Source organism: Streptomyces sp. NPDC007917 (assembly GCF_042959105.1).
Taxonomy (GTDB): Bacteria; Actinomycetota; Actinomycetes; order Streptomycetales; family Streptomycetaceae; genus Streptomyces.
This window is the reverse complement of sequence record NZ_JBIBKK010000002.1, coordinates 517,181-536,657: the sequence shown is the minus strand read 5'-3', so window position 1 is coordinate 536,657 and position 19,477 is coordinate 517,181. Positions and strand designations below refer to the sequence as shown.

Here is a 19,477-nt window from a genome sequence, read left to right as displayed (position 1 = left end):
GTCGCGGTCATCGGCGCCACCGCAGGGTGTCGTCGACCGCGCCTGCCTCGGACGCCGCGCGCAGCACGGCAAGCCGGGTGAAGCGCCGCTCGAAGTCCTCCCGGGTCAGCCCGTGTTTCCGGTAGGCGTCGGCGAGTTCGAGCGCGCCCTGCTTCACCGTCCACTCGCAGTCGAAGCCGGGCACCGCGGCGCGGAACCGGGAGAAGTCCACCCGGTACGACCGCGGATCGGCACCGGTCTCCCCGGTGATCACCACCTTCGCGCCGGACACCGCCTCGGCGACCTGCCCGGCGATCTCGGCGACCGTGACGTTGTTGATCTCGCTGCCGATGTTGAACGCCCGGTCGTGCACCGCTTCCCGCGGCGCGGTCAGCGCGGCCGTGAAGGCCCGTGCGATGTCGGCGGCGTGCACCAGCGGGCGCCAGGGGGTGCCGTCGGAGAGCACCAGCACCTCGCCGGACAGCAGCGCGTGGCCCACCAGGTTGTTCAGCACGATGTCGGCGCGCAGCCGGGGGGAGTAGCCGAAGGCGGTGGCGTTGCGCATGTACACCGGGGTGAAGTCGCCGTCGGACAGGGCGTGCAGGTCGTCCTCCACCCGCACCTTGGACTCCGCGTACGGCGTCACCGGGCGCAGCGGGGCGTCCTCCGCCACCAGGTCGTCACCGCCGGCGGCGCCGTACACCGAGCACGTCGACGCGTACAGGAAGCGCCGCACGCCGGCGTCGCGGGCCAGCCGGGCCAGCCGTACGGAGGCGTGGTGGTTGATGTCGTAGGTGAGGTCCGGCGCCAGCGATCCCAGCGGGTCGTTGGAGAGCGCGGCCAGGTGGATCACGGCGTCCACCCCGGCCACGTGCTCGGCCGTGACGTCGCGCAGGTCCACCCGGTGTCCCTGCGGGTCCGCGGGCTGCGGGCCCAGCACACAGTCGGCGAACAGGCCGGAGTCAAGGCCGACGACCTCGTGCCCGGCGGCCGTGAGGATCGGGGCCATCACGGTGCCCAGGTAGCCCTGGTGTCCGGTCAGCAGTACGCGCAAGGTTCATTCCCCCAGGTCGAGAGTGAGTTTGGTGACGGCGAACGCTTCGGCGTAGCGCGCGTGGCATTCGATGCCGCGGATGCGTGCGAGGCCGAGGAACGCCTCGCGGTCGTACCAGGGCCGGTGCCGCTGCGAGGGGTAGTGCTCCTGCAGCAGCCGCACCTTCTCTTCGGCGGTCTCCGGCGACAGCGGCTGGTACGCCACCGGACGGCCGAGATCGCCGTCCCACTTGACGATCTCGTAGCCGAGCACCAGGTGGTCGCGGAAGGCGGTGGTCATCAGCTTCGCCAGGCCGCGGTGGTCCTGGTGCGCGTCATCGGTGCGCGGGGCCAGCACCAGATCGGGCTCGGTCCCCGCGCGCAGCTCCTCGACCGCGGCCTTGGCCTCCTCCCAGTGCGCGGGCAGCCGGCCGTCCGGCAGCTTGTGCACGGTCAGCCGCAGGTCGGCGCCCGGGCAGAAGGCGGCGAGCGCGGCCCGCTCCTCCTGCTCCCGCTCGCCGCCTCCGCCGGAGAGCACCAGCGCGTCGACGCGGATGCCCGGCCGCGCGAGACACAGCGTCAGCAGCGTGCCGCCCGCGCCGATGGCGATGTCGTCGCAGTGCGCGCCCACCGCGACGATCCGGTCCAGGCGCCCGGCCCCGAGCCGGATCACGCCCGCGCTCCGGCGCCGTTCCTGCTGCCGGGCGCGCTCGCCCCCGCGCCGTCCCGTTCCCACACGGCCCACGGGCGGTCGCCCCGGGCGTAGGCGGCGTCGAGCGCGGCCCGCTCCTTCACGGTGTCGGTCGGCTTCCAGAAGCCGCGGTGCTGGTGCGCCACCAACCGGCCCCGCTTGGCCAGTTGGGCGCATCCGTCGGCGACCAGGTCCCCGTTCTCCGGTATGTGGTCGAAGACTTCCTGGCGGAGCACGAAGTAGCCGCCGTTCTCCCACAGCGGCAGGTCGCTCACCGCGGTAATGCCCCCCACCAGGCCGTCCTCGCCCAGGTCCACGCAGTGGAACGAGGACTGCGGCGGCACCACCATCATCGACGCACCGGCGTCGCGCCGCGCGAACCGGTCGATCATCTCGTCCAGCGGGGCGTCGGTGAGCACGTCGGCGTAGTTGGCGAGGAACATGTCGTCGCCGTCCAGGTGGTGCCGCACCCGGCGCAGCCGCTCCCCGATCGGTGACTCGATGCCGGTCTGCGCGAACGTGATCGTCCAGTCGGAGATGTCGGTGGACAGCAGCTCGGTCCGCCCGCCCCGCAGCACGAAGTCGTTGGACGTCGTCTCCTCGTAGTCGAGGAAGAACTTCTTGATGTGGTGGGCCCCGTAGCCGAGGCACAGGATGAACTCCCGGTGCCCGAAGTGCGCGTAGTAGCGCATGACGTGCCAGATCAGCGGCCTGGGGCCGACCATCGCCATCGGCTTGGGCACGTCGTCCGCGGCACCGCTGCGCATCCGCATCCCGTAGCCGCCGCAGAACAGAACGACCTTCATGCTGTGACCTCTTTCAAGACGCGACGTCGACAATGCTCAGTTCCGGGATGGGAAAGACCAGCCGGCCGCCCCAGTCGTGCACGAAGGACAGCTGCTCGACCAGCTCGGCCCGCAGGTTCCACGGGAGGACGAGGACGTAGTCCGGTCTGTCGGCGGCTATCCGCTCGGGCGGCAGGATCGGGATGCGGGTGCCCGGGGTGAACCTGCCGTGCTTGTAGGGGTTGCGGTCGACCGTGTACGGGAGCAGGTCGGGCCGGATGCCGCAGTGGTTGAGCAGGGTGTTGCCCTTGCCCGGGGCGCCGTAGCCGACGACCGTCTCGCCGCGCTCGGCCGCCTCGATGAGGAACCGCAGCAGGTCCCGGCGCACCTTGGCCACCCGGGCGGAGAACTCGGTGTACCCGGACAGCTCCTGCAGCCCGGCGGCCTTCTCCCGGTCCAGCACGTCGGCCACCTGGCGACTCGGCTCGCCGGCCACCTCGGTGGGCCGGGCCCACAGCCGGATGGAGCCGCCGTGCGTGGGCAGCAGCTCGACGTCGACGAGCGCGAGCCCGCCGCTCGCCAGCGCCCGGGTCGCGGACGCGACCGTGTAGTACTGGAAGTGCTCGTGGTAGATCGTGTCGTACTGGTTCTCCTCGATCAGGGTCAGCAGGTGCTGCACCTCGATGGAGACCCAGCCGTCGTCGGCGACGAGGGCGCGCAGCCCCCGGGTGAACCCGACCACGTCGGGGATGTGCGCGTACACGTTGTTGGCCACGACCAGGTCCGCCGGGCCGTGCCCGGCGCGGACGGCCGCGCCCGTGTCCGGGCTCAGGAACTCGGTGAGCGTGGGCACACCGGCGTCCCGTGCCGCGGCGCCGACGTTCACCGACGGCTCGATGCCGAGGCAGCGAATCCCTCGGTCCACCACGTGCTTCAGCAGGTACCCGTCGTTGCTCGCGACCTCGACCACGAAGGCGTCGGGGTGAAGACCCACCCGCTGGACGGCGTCGGCGACGAACATCCGCGCGTGCTCGACCCAGGAGGTCGAGTAGGAGGAGAAGTACGCGTACTCCTTGAACGTCTCCTCCGGCGTGATCAGCGGAGGGATCTGCGCCAGCCAGCAGTCGGTGCAGACCCGCAGGTGCAGCGGGTACGCCGGTTCCGGCTCGTCCAGTTGGTCCGCGGCGAGAAAACTCTCACACGGCGGGGTCGCCCCCAGATCGACGACGCTCGCCAGCGCCGCCGAGCCGCAGAGTCGGCATCGTGTCATTTACTGCCCCCCATTGATTCCCCCCATTGATTCGTTACCGACCCGCGATCGCGGTGCGGTACTCGTCCACCAGGCGCTCAAGGCCGACGGCCGGGCTGAAGCCCTGCTCGTAACGGCGCCGGGCCGCCTGGCCCATTTCCCGGTTGCGGTCCGGCTCCGCCGTGATCCGGCGCAGGCAGGACGCCAGCGAGGCGACCTCGCCCGGCCGGTGCAGCAGCCCGGTCACCCCTTCCTCGACGAGTTCGGCGAAGGCGCCGTGGCCGGCGGCGACGGCCGGGACCCCCGCCGCCATCGCCTCCGCGACCACCAGGCCGAACGTCTCCAGGGACATCGAAGGAGCCACCACGGCGACCGATCGCGCGATGGCCTGCCGGCACTGAGCCGGGTCGTACAGGCCGACGTACCGCACGTCGTCCCGGCCCGCAGCCCAGGCGGTCACCTCGGGTTCCAGTGGCCCCGCGCCGGCGATCACGAGCGGCACCCCCACACCGCCGCTCGCTGTGATCCCGTCCCACGCGGCCATGAGCAGCCGCATGCCCTTGGCCTCCGTGAGCCGGCCGAGAAAGAGCAGATGCTCGCCGGCGCCCGCGCGGCGGTCGCCCGGGTCGGGCACGAAGTTGTGCTTCACCGCCAGCCGCTCGGCCGGCATGCCGGACCGCACCAGGATGTCGCGCTGCGCCGCGGAGATGCAGAAGAACCGCTCCACGCCGGACCACCATCGCCGCCGGTTGACCGACAGGCTGACCGCGAGCGGCACCGTCGCGAGCCGGGAGTTCCGGTAGCAGCCGTGCCGGACGGCGGGCAGCGACACCGCCGAACCGACGCACTCGGTGCACGCCCGGCCGTCCCGGTGCAGCGTGCCGGGCGGGCAGACCTGCGTGTAGTTGTGCAGCGTGGCGACGACGGGCACGCCCGCGTCGGCGCAGGCGGCAAGCACCGCGGGGGACAGGAGCGGGAAGACGTTGTGGACATGCACCACGTCCGGCCGCTCGGTGCGGAGCCGGGCGGCGAGCTCCGTGCGGACCGCCGGGTTCCACGGTACGAGGAGCGGCACCGCGGCCTTGCCGAGCAGGGACCGGGCGGCGATGTCGTCGCTGCGCCGCTCGAACACCTCGACCCGGTGGCCGGCCGCGCGCAGCAGCCCCACCTCCTCGTCGACGACCCTGTTCTCCCCGCTCGGCTGCGCCGAGGAGTAGCGGTTGTGCACCACAAGGACGTGCATGCTCAGGTCACCTTCCGGTCCCGGGCCCAGCGCGGGACACGTCGTCGAGGGGGAGCGGGCGTCGAGAGGGGCCTGGCCGCGGCAGGTGCCGGTGCAGGCGCCACGAGGAGCGAGGCGGCCAGGGCCAGATGCAGCAGGTACGGCGAGGCGTCGCCGAGACCGGCCTCGGTGTACGACGAGATCGCGACATAGCTGATCAGGAAGATCGCGCAGGCCCTCGGCAGCGACGGCGGCCGCAGCAGCGCGACGCCGCCCAGCACGATGATGATCGCCGCCACGATGATGATGCCAAGCAGACCCTGCTCGTTGTAGACGGCCAGCCAGCTGTTGTCGATCGGCAGCCCGCCGAACGACTTGTCGCCCAGGCCCGTGCCGAACACCTTCTCCCCGGTCGTCCGGGGCGCTGACAGCAGGGCGTCCCAGACCTTGGCCCGGCCGGTGAGGTTGGAGAAGTTCTCCTTGCTCTGTCCGCGCAGGAACCACGCCCGCAGCGCGGAGGCGAACGCCACCGCCGCCACCGTGGCGCACAGCACCGTCCACGCGAAGAACCGGCGGGCGGCGGCGCTGGTCAGGATGAGCGAGCCGATCGCCAGCACCAGCCCGATGAGCAGACCGACCGTGGCCGTCCGGGTGTGGGTCAACGCGAGCAGGACGAGTGTCGGCACGATGACCAGCGCCGCACTGGCCCCGGTGGTCCTGCGGCCCAGCAGGAGCAGCACGGTGAGCCCGATGATCACCGCGGAGTACTGTCCGATCTGCGGCGGGGTGAGCGGCCACAACGCGCCGACCAGCCGACCGCCGTAGTACTCGGGCATGGCCGTGCCCGGTGAGATGGCCAGGCCGGCGGCCACCGACCCGAGCGCCGCGAAGTACATCCGGATGTGGTGGCGGACGAACGTCAGACTGCCGTCCCACCAGCGGCTGAGCAGCCACAGCGTGCCGGCGAAGAGAGCCAGCCGGGTGCAGCGGAACAGCGCGCCGGGCGCGACTCCCAGCTGCACGCTGGAGATCACGCTCGGCACCAGCAGCAGGGTGAGCAGGAACACGAAGGCGCTGGCCCGGACGCGCAGTTGGAGATTGAGCACGAGCGCCAGCGTGAACGCGGCGACCAGCGCGCCCATGGTGGCCATCTGGATGAGGGAGCGGGGCAGCGTGACGATGGTCTTCGCCCCGGCGGAGCCGAGCGTGTTGAGGCCCAGCAACGCCCAGACGATCCAGACGGCCTTCGGCGTGCCGGCAGCGCGCGGTTCGGCACCGGGCCGTGTACCCACCGCGTCCGGTCCGCCCGGCGGCCCACCGCGCATCAGGTCCCCGGCCATCTCAACCACCGGCCCGTGGGGCGAAGGTGCTGCCCGCGTCCTGCAGGTACGACGTGCCCTGCCACTGCCCGGGGTCGAGCTTTCGTCCCGGGTCGCCCGCGACGAAGCTCCACGGTCCGCGGTAGACGTTGTCGTGCCAGCGGTTGTGCTGCTGGTGGGTGATCGCCTCGGCCACCCGCTTGCCCTTGTACGGCGACCAGTCAGGATAGGTGCCGTAGTTGGCCAGCACCGCCATGCGGCCGCACTCCGCCGTGCACTTGACGACGGACGTGTCCAGCACGAAGCGGTTGCCGTGGATGTCCACCCGCTGGGTCTTCCACCGGCAGTCGGCGTACAGCGGTGCGGTGGCGATCGCGGGCCGCGCGCAGCGGGCGGTGTCCTTCACCAGCAACGTGCAGTAGCCGGTCGAGGTGTTGGCCGGGCTGTTGCAGAACCGGTCGGCGTTCTCCCACAGGGTGATCCCGTTCCAGTTGTTCTCCAGCACGTTCCGGTAGATCTCGATCTTGTCCGTGCGGGCCGGGATCCGTGGTTCGCCGCCGGCCTCGGACACGTAGACGGTCGCGTACGGGAAGTCGTCGCCGCGGGCGGCGGACCTGCGGCCCTCGACCCAGTTGTTCCGCCGGATCGTGTTGTTCCGGATGACCGCGTTGTAGCTGGTCTCGTACATCAGCGCGGCACCGTCGTTGGCCTCCAGCACGTTGCCCTCGATGCGGAAGTCGTTGTTGTTGTTGTCCGCCCACAACCCGGCTCCGCGGTTGTCGTGCACCCAGTTGCCGCGGATGTCGGCGCCGTTGACGGCCCAGAACTTGATGCCTCCGGTGCAGCCGCAGCCCGGCCGCCGCCGCTCCCAGTCGTCGGTGTTGTTGCCCACGATCTCGTTGCCCTCGACCACCAGGCCCCTGATGGAGTCGCCGGTCTTGTAGGCGTTCATTCCGTACTGCCCGTTGTCGCGCAGGCAGCTGGCGCGGACCTGCTGGCGGGCGCCGGCCATCAGCCCCGCGCCGGAGTTGTACTGGATCTTCGCGTGGTCGATCACCCAGTCGTCGGCCATGTCGTGGTTGACCACGCCCTCGTTGTTGGGCGCGACGAAACGCTGCACGGTCAGGTGGCTGATGGTGACGTCGCGGGCGGTACCGCTGAACGCGTACTGGTTGATCTTCCGGCCGTCGAGCACCGCGCCCGGCGCGCCGAGGTAGCGGTCCCCCTTCTTGGGCATGACCTGGGCATAGCGGTCCGGTTCGAGCCTGTGCTTGCCCGGTCGAAGCCAGAACGTGGTGTTCGGGGGGCTGCTCTTGGTCTTCGCGGCCAGGTCACCGACCACCGCGGGGTCGACCGTCACCGCGCCCGGCGGCGCCTTCGCCGGCCCGGCCGCGGGCTCGGCGCACACCCGGGCCACGGGCGTGGCGGGCGCACCGGACGTGGCGGGCGCACCGGTCGGCTCCGCTGGGGTGTCCGACGTGCCCGTACAGCCGGTCGCCGCCAGCAGGGCCACCACCAGCGGTGCCGCCGGTAACGCCCAGTGCCGCCTCCTGATCACCACGCGCCCCCCTAGCCGCGGAACCTGAGTACGGTGGTGAACCCCTGCGCGCCGTCGGCGAGGCCGGTGCCGACCAGCGTGGTGGAGGGTTCCTTGCGCCCGAAGCCCGCGGAGTACCAGCCCAGCGGCGGGTCACTCTCGCCGCGGTGCGCCTGCCAGGACAGCTGCCCGGGCAGGTCGAGTTCCGCGGAGCGGACCTCGCCGTCCCGGGTCCAGGTGAGCTGTGCCCGGTCTCCCACCAGGTCCGCGGTGATCGCCGGGCCGAGGTGGAACGCCAGGCGCACGGGCCCGCGATCGCCGCGGACCTCGTCGACCACCCGCAGCTCCTTGGCCGCGGCCGTCAGCTCCACCCGGCGGCGGTGCACGGCGCGCTGGTAGCCGTCGTGCTCGGCGCACCAGCGGGCCGTCCCCCCGCCGGAGGCGTCGGGCGTGTCCGCGACCAGGACGCGGCTGCGGGCGTGCCGGGTCCACAGGAACGGGCCGCCGGAGACGGACTGGTCAGCGCCGTCCCATTGCAGGGTGTTGTGGCCGAGGGTCGACCGGAAGTACTGCCGCCACGCGGGCTGCCCGTGGTAGCAGAACGTCCCCGGGTCGGCGAGCACGTCGACCCCGTCGTGGCGGACCTCCACGGACAGCGCGTCCGCGTGGGCGTGCGCGGCGATGGACAGGAACCCGTGCGGACCGCCGTCGCAGCGGCACCAGATCTCCTCCGGACCGCGCAGGATGGTCATCCCCGCGTCGGCGAAGTGGGCCGGCCGGGCGGCCGGGCGGATCACGGCCGGTGCGGTTTCGTCTCTCGAGTACGGCCGGACGAGCGCGGCCAGCAGCGGGGTGCGCACATCGGTGCCGGTCACCGCCGGCCACCAGCCGAGCCGGCCGAACACGGCGTCCCCGGTGGCCAGCAGTGAGGCCCAGCGGTCGGTGTCCGCGCCGTCCACGACCAGACCGTGCCCGTCGTCCGCGTCCCCCTGGCGCGGCGGCCGTAGCCGGTTGTCCACGATGGCCGCGAGCGCGTCGGTCATCCGCAGCAGCACCAGCCGGATCGACGCGGGGACCGGCACCCCGGCGGCATCCGCCTCGGCCACCGCGGCCAGGCCGAGTTCGAGCACCAGTCCGTGGTACTCGGTGGCCAGCTCGCGGTTGAGGCCGGAGTGGAAGGTGTTGCTCCGCAGGTGCCGCTCCAGCGACCGCAGCGCACCGGCCCGCCAGTGCGCCGAGGCGGGGAACCAGTCGAACGCGCAGGCCGCGGCGAACTGCCCGGCGGCCTCGGCGATGATGTGGTTGTTCGCCGAGGACCCCCGGCTGGGGAAGGCGGCCAGCCAGCGCTGATGGTGCCAGATCTGGTTGCGCGCCACCGGGTTGCCCTCGAACAGCTCGGCCGCGCCCGGCCAGCCGTCGAGCAGCCGGCGGATCCACACCCAGGACAGCAGCCGGATACCCAGCTCGATGCCGCTGACCCAGTGCACCCCGCGCAGCGGCGCGTTGGCCGCCCACCACAACCGCAGGTGCTCGGCCACCCGCTCGGCGTACCGCTCGTTCCCGGTGATCGCGTAGGCGGCGGCGAGCTGGGTGAGGTACTGGTGCCGGGACAGCTCCCAGATCTGCTTGATGTCCCCGACCGCGTCCTCGTTCCGGTACGGCACGTCGAAGGCGTAGCCCCAGGGAGCCCGGCGCCCGGTCTTCGGGTCGTACCACCAGTCCGGGTCGACCAGGTCGTCGCGGACCACCCCGAAGTACTCGGCGTGCCCGGCCATCAGCCGGTCCGCCTCGGCGACGAGGCGTTTCGCGGCGTCCGGCGACACCGCGGCGATCGCCCCGGCGGGCAGCACCGCGGTGAACCGGGCGCCGGTCACGCTCGGGCAGTCCGGCCGTGCCGACCGCCACCGCCGCCTGCGCACCGCGTCGACCGCGCGACCGCCGACCTCCCGCGGTCCCATCCGGGACAGCCGCCGCAGGTACCAGCCCGGACTCCCCGAGCTCACCGTCATCGCGTCCTCGCCAACGTCACCGGCACGCCGCCCGCCAGGCCGGTCTGCACGGCGAGGGTGGCCGCCGTGGTGGCGACCAGCGACTCCAGCGGCACCGGCATCGGCCCGCCGGTCCGTACGGCCTTGACGAACGCGGCCAGCTCGGCGGACTGGCCCTTGTCCCGGGCCTTGGGCAGCCGCGAACTGACCCACCGCTTACGGCCGGCCCCCTTGTCCACAAACAGCGAGGCACGGACGAAGTCGTCGAACCGCAGCACCTTGCCGTCCGCGACCAGGTCCAGCGTCTCCTTGGGGAAGCCGGCCGCGCCGGTGGTGACGTAGCTGATGGTGGCGGTGGAATCGTCCGGGTAGCGCAGCACGACCTGAATGTCATCGCTGCCCTCGTTGCCGGACGCGGCGACCGCGTACACGGAGACCGGGTCCGCATCGAGCAGCCAGCTCGCCGTGTCGATGAAGTGCCCGCCCTCGCCGGTGAACCGTGAGCCCTCGCTGCCTTGTCGGAGGTACCAGCTGCCGTGCTCCAGCCGGCCGGCGTTGACCAGGTAGCGGAGGTTCGCCGGACCGGTCCGGGCGCCGAACCGCTTCCTGGCCTCCTGCAGCAGCGGCGCGAACCGGCGGTTGAAGCCCACCTGCAGCCGGTCGTTGCCGGACTCCTCCACCGCAGCGAGCACACCGGCCAGTTCGTCCTCGGTGAGGGCCAGGGGCTTCTCCACGAACACCGTCTTGCCGGCCAGCAGTGCCTTTCGGGTCAGTTCGGCGTGCGAGCTGTGCCGGGTGACCACGAACACCGCGTCGATGGACTTGTCGCCGAGCACGGCGTCGAGATCCGTGGTCGCCTCGGCGAAGCCGAACTTCCGCTGCGCGTTGGCCGCGGACAGCGCCGTCGTGGTGACGACCGTCGCCAACTCGACACCGTCGCGCCGCGTCAGGTGCGGCAGCAGCATCGACGTCGCGTAGTTTCCCGCGCCGACGAACGCCAGCCGCACCGGCGTCCCGGCGGCCCGGTCCGGGACGGAAGCTCCGCCGCCGCCTCGCCTCACCGCGGGCACGGCCACCGCCGGGGCCACCGCTTCCACGGCCCGGCCGGGTTGGCCGGGGTAGCGGAACAGCACGGCCACGGCCTTCAGGTCGCCGTCCTTCAGGCGCTGGTACGTCTCGACGGCGTCGTCGAAGTCGGCGACGTGGGAGACCAGCGGCTCCACATCGACGCTGCCACGGGCCAGGAGATCGAGGAAACACGCCAGGTTGCGGCGCTCCGTCCAGCGCACATAGCCGATCGGGTAGTCGCGCCCCTCCAGCTCGTACTCCGGGTCGTAGCGCCCGGGGCCGTAGCTGCGGGAGAACCGGACGTCGAGCTCCTTCTCGTAGTACGCGTTCCACGGCAGGTCAAGGCGGCACTTGCCGATGTCGACGACCCGGCCGCGGTCCCGGCTCAGCCGGGCGGCCAGCTCGACGGGCTGGTTGCTGCCGCCACCGGCCGCCAGGTACACCTGGTCCACGCCCAGGCCTCCGGTGAGCTCGGCGACGGCGGCCTCCACGGCCGCGGAGGCGGGGTCGCCGCAGGCCGCGGCCCCCAGGCGCTCGGCGAGCTCGCAGCGCACCGGGTCGGGGTCGGCGCCGACGACGCGGACTCCCGAGGCGGCGAGCAGCTGCACCACCAGCTGCCCGATCAGCCCGAGGCCGATGACCAGCGCCACTTCACCGAGCTGCGGCTCGCCGCGGCGGACGCCCTGCAACGCGATCGACCCGACGGTGCCGAAGGCCGCGTGCTGCGGCGCGAGGCCGTCCGGCACCCGGGCGTAGAGGTTCTTCGGCACCCAGTTCAGCTCGGCGTGCAGCGCGTGCTCGTTGCCCGCGCAGGCCACGAGATCACCGACCGCCACGTCGTCGATCCCGGCGCCGACCTGCTCGACCACCCCGCACAGCGAGTAGCCGAGCGGCGAGTAGGAGTCCAGCTTGCCCATCACCTTGCGGTAGGTGGCGGGCACCCCGTTGGTGGCCACGCTCTGCATGACCTTGGCCACCTGGTCCGGGCGGGAGCGGGCCTTGCCCAGCATCGACATGCCGGCCTCGGACACCTTCATGAGCTCGGTCCCGGTGGAGATCAGCGAGTAGGCGCTGCGGACCAGCACACCCCCCGGCTTGCACCCCGGCACCGGCACGTCGAGCAGCGCCAGCTCACCGCTCTTGTAGTTCTGCACAACCTGTTTCACCCGAAGTCCTCTTGTCTCTACGCCGTCAAGGGGGAGTTCTGGCCGGGCCCGGAGGTCGCGCCGCGGTACCAGTACTCGAGGGTCAGCACATGCCACAGATGTTTGGAGAAGTCCCGCTGCCCGGCGGCGTCCTCGGCGACGAGCCGCTGGAGCGCGTCGCGGCGCAGGAACCCGGAGTTGACGAGCACACCGTCGTTGACCACCTCGCGCACCAGCGGCGCCAGGTCCCGGCTCATCCAGGCGCGCAGCGGGGCGCTGAACAGACCCTTGGGCCGGTACACGATCTCCCGGGGCAGGACCGAGCCGGCCGCCTCCTTGAGGACGGCCTTGCCCTGCCGACCGACGATCTTGCGATCGCCGGGCACGGCGAACGCCGCCCTGACCACCTCGACGTCCACGTACGGCACCCGCACCTCGGTCGACGCGGCCATGCTCGACCGGTCCGTGTAGGTGAGGTTCAGACCCGGCAGGAACATCCGGGCGTCGCCCAGGCACATGCGGTTGACGAAGTCGTCGAGGTCGTTGTCCTGGTAGACGTCCGCGTGCTCGGTCAGCACGTCCTCGACCGTCTGGGCCAGGTCCGGGTCGATCAGGGCGAGCAGCTCGTCCTGGTCGTACATGGTGTAGCTGCGCCGGAACGCGGTCTCCTCCGGCAGATCGGCGAAGGAGAGGAACCGCTTCGCGAAGCGCACCGACCGGTACCCCCGGCGGGCCGAGGCGACCGGCAGCCGGTCCACGGTCGCCGACAGGCCGCGCCGCAGGGGGCGCGGGACGCGCTGGTAGCGCAGCGCCAGCAGGTTGGCCAGGTGCTTGCGGTAACCGGCGAACAGCTCGTCGGCGCCCATCCCCGAGAGCATCACCTTGACCCCGGCCTCCCGGGCGGCCGAGCAGATCAGGAAGGTGTTGATCGCGGCGGGGTCGCCGATCGGCTCGTCCAGGTGGTACGTCATCTGCGGCAGCAGGTCGAGCACGTTCGGAGCGATCTCGATCTCGTGCAGGTCGACGCCGAACCGCTCGGCCACCTGCCGGGCGTAGCGCAGGTCGTCCGGCATCGCCTCGAACCTGGCGTCCTCGGCGCGGAACCCGATCGTGTAGGCGGAGATCCCGGGCTGGTGGCGGGCCGCCAGCGCGGTCAGATAGCTGGAGTCGAGACCGCCGGAGAGGAAGGTCGCCACGGGCACGTCGGAGAGCAGGTGGCGCCGGGTCGACTCCTCGACGATGGCGGCCAGGTCCGGCTGCTCGCCGCTTTGGGCCCGCTCCCGGCCCTCGGCGGCGACGTCCTTCAGGTGCCAGAACCGGCCGCGCTCCACCCGGCCGTCGGGCCCGCACCGCAGCCAGCTCCCCGGCGGCAGCTTCTCCGCCTCGCGGAACGCGCAGCGCGAGTCCGGCACCCAGTAGTACAGCAGCGAGGCCACCAGCGCCGCGTGGTCCACCTCCAGCGACCCGCCGGTGGTGGCGGCGAGCGCCTTGAGCTCGGAGGCGAACACCAGGCCCGCGCCGCGCCGGAGCAGGAACAGCGGCTTGATGCCGAGCTGGTCGCGGGCGAGCACCAGGTCGCCGGTGCGCTCGTCGAAGATCCCGAACGCGAACATGCCGCGCAGCCGGGGCAGGCAGTCCGTGCCCCAGCGCCGCCATGCCTCGAGCAGCACCTCGGTGTCGGACGTACCGCGGAAGCGCACCCCGGCGGCCCGCAACTCGGCGCGCAGCTCGGGCGCGTTGTACAGCTCGCCGTTGTACGTGAGGGCGAGGCCGTCCGAGACCATCGGCTGGGCGCCGGTCTCGGACAGGTCGACGATGGCCAGTCGGCGGTGCCCGAGCTGCACTTCGCCATCACCGACGGGGTGGCCGTACCGGCCCGCCCCGTCCGGACCGCGGTGGGCGAGGGTCTCGGTGAGCCGGTCGGTCACGGCCTTCCCGTCCGGCCACCGGTAAGTGCCTGCGATGCCACACATGTCCTACCGTGCCTCCTGGTCGATGTCCGGGACGCGTGCGGCCTTCATCGGCAGCCGCTCCGTCCGCGGCTGGCCCGTCCCGTTCTGCCGGGCCAGCCGCTCGCTGTGGCCCCGCAGTGCGATGTGCAGTCCGTCCCACAGCGTGCCGTCGGTCCGGTCACGCGGATCGGGGTCGATCAGCACCACGCCGATCACCGGAATGTGCTGGTCCGCGAGCTGCCGCGCCACGGTGTGCAGCCATGTGGCGCTGCCGTGTCCGGCACGTACGACCAGCACGGTCTGGCTCCCGAGGTACTGGAGGTCGGTCCACGCCGTACCGGGCGCGACCGAGCCGACGCCGAGCCGGCGCCCCTGGTGCGGCGCGGCCGCGGCACGCTCGCCGCTGACCACGGCCGGGTCTCCCGGCTTCTGGGGGAGGTTGGACAGCTGCGGTCCCGGCAGACCGTCGACGACGACCACCGGCCCCTCCTCCGCCAGCGCCCTGGCGACGTTCAGGGCGATCACGCTCGTGCTGCGCGCACAGCCCAGTTCCAGCAGCGACACCGGTTCCGCGGAGCCGCGCACGGTGCGGGCCAGGGTCGTGGTGAGCCGTTCGCTCGCCGCGCGGCTCCGTCGGCGCTGCCACGGCCCGGCCGTCCTGCGGGGCGCGCGCAGCTCCGCGATGACCGAGGCGCCCAGGTTCACCGCGATCTCCCGGCGCAGCACGGGGCGGTCCGCCACCACCGCGCCGACCGCGGCCAGCGCGAGTCCGAGGAACAGCCCGAGGGCGAGCCCGATCGCGGCGTTGGTGGCGGCGGCCTTGGGCAGGGAGTGCGGCACCATGCGCGGGGCGTCCACGATCTGGGTGCCGGCGATGAGCCGCGGCGTGCCGACCCGCGCCTCTTCGGCTCGCTGGTCGAAATCGGCGATCCGCGAGTTGAGCTCGGCCCGGCGGGCGAAGAGCGACTCCATGCTCGCCGACGTCTTCGGGTCGCTCTCCGGCGACCGGTCTCCGATCTCCTTGTTGACCTTGGCGAGTTCGCCCCGCATGCGGTCCCGCTGGGCAAGCAGCCCGTCGGCCTCGGCCTTCGCGGCCTCCCGCATCCGCCTCACATGGTCCGCGATGAACGCGTCGGCCAGCGCCTTGGCCCGGGCCAGCGCTTTCGCGTCGCTGTCAGCCGTCACCGTGATCTGCAGCAGATTGTTGGTCAGACCCGCGCCCCGGTAGTCCTGCATGAAGTCCTCCGGGTCCTCTTGGGACTTGAGGATCCGCAGCGCCCTGTCCGCGATCCGCGTGGTCTGCAGCAGCTCGACGTCGGTGCGGATCAGCGTTCCCATGTCGTTCGGCTGGTCCTCCTGGTGCGCGACCAGCAGCTTGGTCATCGCCGTCGGAGGCGGCGGCAGCAGGACCGCCACCGCGGCGCCGATCAGCAGCCCCAGGAGCGCCAGGGAGGACCAGAGGCGGCGGCGCCTGCGCACCGCCACCACCAGCGCCCGCAGGTCGATCAGGGGAGCGGCGGCCTGTGGCTCCGAAGTCCCGCTCGTCGTCACGCCGCACCGCCCCTCGCCTCGTCGCCGACCGCGACCGTCGGCGTGGCGTGCCGCGGAGGCTGGTCGGCGGTACGCGTCGAACCGGCCCGGACCGCGTCGGCGACGACGACGCCGACGACCTGGTGCCCCGCGTCCGCACACGCCTCGGCGATGCCCGCGAGCTCCCCCGTGGTCCAGTTGCCCGTGCTGAGCACGACCAGGGCCCCGGACTCGGTGTCGCGGTCCGGCACCAGCGGCCGGGACACCGGAACCCCCACCACGCGCAGCAGCAGGTCGCCCTCGGCCTCGGTGGCGAGCTGCCCGGCGGCCCGGCGGGCGATCCCGTCGCCGTCCGGTACGACGACCAGCAGCCGCCGGGGGCCCGGCACCTTCTGCCGGAGGCGGGCGCATACCCGCCGGTAGCGGACCCGCCTGCTGGCCTCGTCGCCGGACGTTCGCGGGGTCGGTACGTCCCACCGAGAGTCCATGCCGAGCAGCCGGCGGAACCGGGCCCGCGGACCACGGTCCTCCGGCCGGTGCTCAGACCGTTCTCCGGGCACGTCGACGGTGCCCAGCAGCGCCGAGCCCAGCGCCGCGGCGATCTCCGGTCCGGCGCGCGGCCTGCGGTTCACCCGCGCGGCGGTGAGATGGCCGATGACCGCGAGCAGGAAGAACAACACCGCCCCGCCGGCGATGAGCTGCGTCCTCGTCGGCGGTGCCTCGCCGGTCGGCCGGGCCGCCGACCCCATGACGACCATGCTGGCCTTGTTGGCCGCCGGGTCGGCCTCCTCCAGCTTCTTCATGGCCTCCTGCAGCGCGGTGCGCAGCTTCTCCAGCTCGGTGCGGGCCTGCACGCTCTCCACGGTCTGCCCCGAAGCGGCCGCGTTGGCCAGTTCGGTGATGCGGCGGTTGGTCTGCGCCACCTTCTGCCGCAGTGCCTCGGGCCCCGCCGCCGCGTCGGGGTCGGTGTCGACGCCGTTGATCCGCGCGGCGAACGTGACGAACTGGTGGGCCAGTTGGTCGGAGAGCCGCTGCGCCCGCTCCGGTGTGTCAGCCGTGCCCGAGACCTTGATGATGTTCCCGTCGGCGGCCTTGGCGCTCACCCGGTCCCGCAGCTCGCTGCCGCCGACCCCGCTCCAGCCGAGCGCGGCGGCCACGCGGTCGACCACCACCGAACTGGTCGCGATCTCCGCCTGGGTCAGCAGCTCGCGCTCCTCCCACTGCCCCGGCAGCAGTACCGACACCGACGCCGTGTAGCGCGGCGGGAACAGCACTGAGGCGCCGTAGCCGAACAGCGCGCCCACCACGGCGAGGAGGGTGAGAAGCCGCCAGCGCCGACGGATAATCCGCCCGATCGTGACCAGGCGTATCGTGTCATCGCTCAACGGCGCGGCTTCCTCCCTGCCCGGTCCGGGTCGCCCGCCGACGCCGAAGTGTGGTCACGGCAGGCGGCGGCGTAGGCGGCGAGCAGGGATCTCTGGGAGTTCCGCCAGGAGAGCGGCCCGCTGATCCGCTCCTGGCCGATCTTGCCCATCCGGGCCCGCTGCTCCGGATCGTCAAGGAGCAGCGCGATGAGCCCCGCGAACTCGGCCTCGTCGTTGGCGGGCGCGTAGACGGCGGCGTCACCGGCGGAGACTCGCGCCTCCTTCAGGTCGAACGAGACGATCGGCCGGCCCATCGCCATGTACTCCAGGACCTTGTTCATGGTCGACACGTCGTTGAGCGGATTACGCGGGTCGGGGGAGAGGCACACGTCCGCGGTGGACAGGTAGCGCACCAGGTCGGCGTCCGGGATGCGCCCGGTGAACTGCACCTGCTCCGAGAGCCCGAGCCGCCGGGACAGCTCCACCATCGCGTCGAAGGCGTCGCCGCCGCCGACGAACACCGCATGCCAGTCGGTCCGCCCGAGTTCGTCGCGCAGCTTCGCGAGGGCCCGCAAGGCGTAGTCGACGCCGTCCTGCGGGCCCATGACGCCCAGATAACACAGCAGATGAGGCTTTCCGCGCTTCAACTCCGGCTCGGGAGGCACCGGTTGGAACCGGTCGACGGCGGGTGCGCTGCGCACCACGAAGACGTCCTCCGGCCGCCGGCCGCCACGGCGCACCGCGACGTCCCGGTAGCTCTCGTTCGTGGCGAGCACGACGTCCGCGGCCCGGTAGGTCCGCCGCTCCAGCGCGCACACGGCGCGGTAGAGCAGATCCTTGCCGCGGTCGAACCGGGAGAGATACAGCTCGGGCACCAGGTCGTGCTGGTCGAAGACGAACCGCGCGCCGCGCCGCTTCAGCCACAGGGCCGGCAGGAACAGCAGGTCGGGCGGGTTGCAGGCGTGGACCACGTCGACCGGGCCGACCTTCCGGGCCAGCCGGGCCGTATGCCACAACGCCGATCCGTACTCCCGCAGGTAGCCGGCCGGCCCTCCGGTGGCCGCGCGCAACGGGTAGCGGTGGATCCGCACCCCGTCGATCTCCGCCTCCGGCTCCGTGTCCCGCTTCGTCCCCTGGGGACAGATGACGTGCACCTTCCAGCCCGCGTCGCGCAGCGTCGTGCACTCCTGCCACACGCGCCGGTCGAACGGCACCGACAGGTTCTCCACCAGGATCAGCGCGCGCCGGTTCGGCCGGCCGCCGCTGACCGTTTCACCCAACGATGTGTCACCAAGCAAGGCCCATGTACCCCGGTTCGGCCCGGCGCGCCTCGGCGTCGGGAAGGCGGACGAGGTCGACGATCACCGGGCCGTCGCCATGCGGCAAGGCCGACAGCACGGCTGGATCCCTGGTCCCGACCAGGCACACCTCGGCGTGCTCGAGCACCTCGTCGACGGAGTCCGCGAGCAGCTGCGCGAGGTGCGGCAGCCGGTTCTCGATGTACTCGCGGTTCGCGCCGATCAGCCGGGACAGGCTCACGTTGGCGTCGTGGATCCGCAGGTCGTACCCCTTGCCGAAGAGCCTTTCGGCCAGCTCGACGAGCGGGCTCTCGCGGAGGTCGTCGGTGCCGGGTTTGAAGGACAGCCCGAACAGGCCGACCCGGCGCTTGCCGGTGCGCTCGACCAGGTCCACAGCGCGCTGCAGATGGTCGGAGTTGGAAGACAGCACGTGGGACAGGATGGGCACCGAGACGTCGGCCCGCCGCGCCGCGTGGACCAGGCTGCGCAGGTCCTTGGGCAGGCAGGAGCCACCGAAGGCGAAGCCGGGCCGCAGGTAGGCGGGGCTGATGTTCAGCTTGCGGTCGGCCAGGAACACGTCCATCACCTGGTGCGAGTCCACCCCGAGCGCCTGGCACACCGCGCCCAGCTCGTTCGCGAAGCCGATCTTGAGGCCGTGGAACGCGTTGTCCGCGTATTTGATCGCCTCGGCCGTCGGAACCGGCACCCGGAACACCTCGCCGGGCAAGCCGTCGTACAGCGCCGTCACCGCATCGCCGCTCGCCGGGTCGAGCTCGCCGATGACGGTCTTGGGCGGGTCGAAGAAGTCCCGCACGCTCGTGCCCTCGCGCAGGAACTCCGGGTTGACCGCGACCCCGATGTCCACCCCGGCCGTGCCGCCGACGTACTTCTCCAGGATCGGCACCAGCAGGTTCAGGCAGGTGCCGGGGAGCATGGTGCTGCGGAACACGACGGTGTGCCGCCGCCCACCGCGCCCACCGCGGTCCGTCAGCGCGGCGCCGATCTGCTCGGTGACCCGCTCCAGGTACGTGGTGCACAGGCTGCCGTTGGGCTCCGACGGCGTGCCCACGCAGACCAGCGACACCTCACTTCCCATGATCGCCTCGCGGACGTCGCCGGTGGCGCGTAACGCCCCGGTCCGCACGACCTCGGCGATGAGCTCGCCGATCCGCTCCTCGACCACCGGGGCCTTGCCGGCGTTGACCAGGTCGACCTTCACCTGGTTCACGTCCACCCCGATGACCTCGTGACCCATGCTGGCCAGGCACGCGGCCGACACGCAGCCCACGTAGCCGAGCCCGAAAACACTGACTCTCAT

13 protein-coding genes and 1 pseudogene are annotated in these 19,477 nt (G+C 72.2%); all 14 read right to left on the bottom strand.

The features are described 5' to 3' along the window. Positions 1–7: 7 nt before the first annotated feature. The 14 genes and pseudogenes from ACFZDL_RS05190 to ACFZDL_RS05125 all read right to left on the bottom strand — a co-directional run bounded on the left by ACFZDL_RS05190 (position 8) and on the right by ACFZDL_RS05125 (position 19,477). On the bottom strand, positions 8–1,033 hold the full coding sequence (locus ACFZDL_RS05190; RefSeq protein WP_353592013.1) for an SDR family oxidoreductase: 1,026 nt from the start codon (positions 1,031–1,033) through the stop codon (positions 8–10). A gap of 3 nt (positions 1,034–1,036) precedes the next feature. Continuing rightward, positions 1,037–1,684 carry a PIG-L family deacetylase gene (locus ACFZDL_RS05185; RefSeq protein WP_353592012.1) on the bottom strand — a complete coding sequence of 216 codons (648 nt, stop codon included), beginning with the start codon at positions 1,682–1,684 and terminating at the stop codon, positions 1,037–1,039. Continuing rightward, complete coding sequence (locus tag ACFZDL_RS05180) at positions 1,681–2,508, bottom strand: glucose-1-phosphate cytidylyltransferase (protein WP_353592011.1); 828 nt, start codon at positions 2,506–2,508, stop codon at positions 1,681–1,683. Before ACFZDL_RS05180 ends, ACFZDL_RS05185 begins: the two co-directional genes overlap by 4 nt. 13 nt (positions 2,509–2,521) lie before the next feature. Then, on the bottom strand, positions 2,522–3,757 hold the full coding sequence (locus ACFZDL_RS05175) for a class I SAM-dependent methyltransferase (protein WP_353592010.1): 1,236 nt from the start codon (positions 3,755–3,757) through the stop codon (positions 2,522–2,524). After that, positions 3,758–4,979 (bottom strand): annotated as a pseudogene (locus tag ACFZDL_RS05170) (glycosyltransferase). A gap of 2 nt (positions 4,980–4,981) precedes the next feature. Then, the gene (locus tag ACFZDL_RS05165; RefSeq protein WP_353592008.1) at positions 4,982–6,298 is read right to left on the bottom strand and encodes an O-antigen ligase domain-containing protein; all 1,317 of its coding nucleotides are present in this window, start codon (positions 6,296–6,298) and stop codon (positions 4,982–4,984) included. Between the two features lies 1 nt (position 6,299). After that, the gene (locus ACFZDL_RS05160; RefSeq protein ID WP_353592007.1) at positions 6,300–7,838 is read right to left on the bottom strand and encodes a right-handed parallel beta-helix repeat-containing protein; all 1,539 of its coding nucleotides are present in this window, start codon (positions 7,836–7,838) and stop codon (positions 6,300–6,302) included. A gap of 8 nt (positions 7,839–7,846) precedes the next feature. Next, entirely contained in the window at positions 7,847–9,823 is a 1,977-nt protein-coding gene (locus ACFZDL_RS05155) for an alginate lyase family protein (protein ID WP_353592006.1), read from the bottom strand. Further along, positions 9,820–12,036, bottom strand: a complete 2,217-nt coding sequence (locus ACFZDL_RS05150) for a bi-domain-containing oxidoreductase (protein WP_353592005.1) — start codon at positions 12,034–12,036, stop codon at positions 9,820–9,822. The genes ACFZDL_RS05155 and ACFZDL_RS05150 overlap by 4 nt, the downstream gene beginning before the upstream one ends. Positions 12,037–12,053: 17 nt before the next feature. Then, complete coding sequence (asnB, locus tag ACFZDL_RS05145; protein ID WP_353592004.1) at positions 12,054–13,988, bottom strand: asparagine synthase (glutamine-hydrolyzing); 1,935 nt, start codon at positions 13,986–13,988, stop codon at positions 12,054–12,056. Between the two features lie 3 nt (positions 13,989–13,991). Continuing rightward, positions 13,992–15,518 carry a Wzz/FepE/Etk N-terminal domain-containing protein gene (locus ACFZDL_RS05140; RefSeq protein WP_353592003.1) on the bottom strand — a complete coding sequence of 509 codons (1,527 nt, stop codon included), beginning with the start codon at positions 15,516–15,518 and terminating at the stop codon, positions 13,992–13,994. Next, positions 15,515–16,882: a Wzz/FepE/Etk N-terminal domain-containing protein gene (locus ACFZDL_RS05135; RefSeq protein WP_353592002.1), complete on the bottom strand. Its 1,368-nt coding sequence runs from the start codon at positions 16,880–16,882 to the stop codon at positions 15,515–15,517. Before ACFZDL_RS05135 ends, ACFZDL_RS05140 begins: the two co-directional genes overlap by 4 nt. Then, positions 16,879–18,159: a glycosyltransferase family 4 protein gene (locus ACFZDL_RS05130; RefSeq protein WP_353592001.1), complete on the bottom strand. Its 1,281-nt coding sequence runs from the start codon at positions 18,157–18,159 to the stop codon at positions 16,879–16,881. Before ACFZDL_RS05130 ends, ACFZDL_RS05135 begins: the two co-directional genes overlap by 4 nt. Next, positions 18,149–19,477: a nucleotide sugar dehydrogenase gene (locus ACFZDL_RS05125; protein ID WP_353592000.1), complete on the bottom strand. Its 1,329-nt coding sequence runs from the start codon at positions 19,475–19,477 to the stop codon at positions 18,149–18,151. The genes ACFZDL_RS05130 and ACFZDL_RS05125 overlap by 11 nt, the downstream gene beginning before the upstream one ends.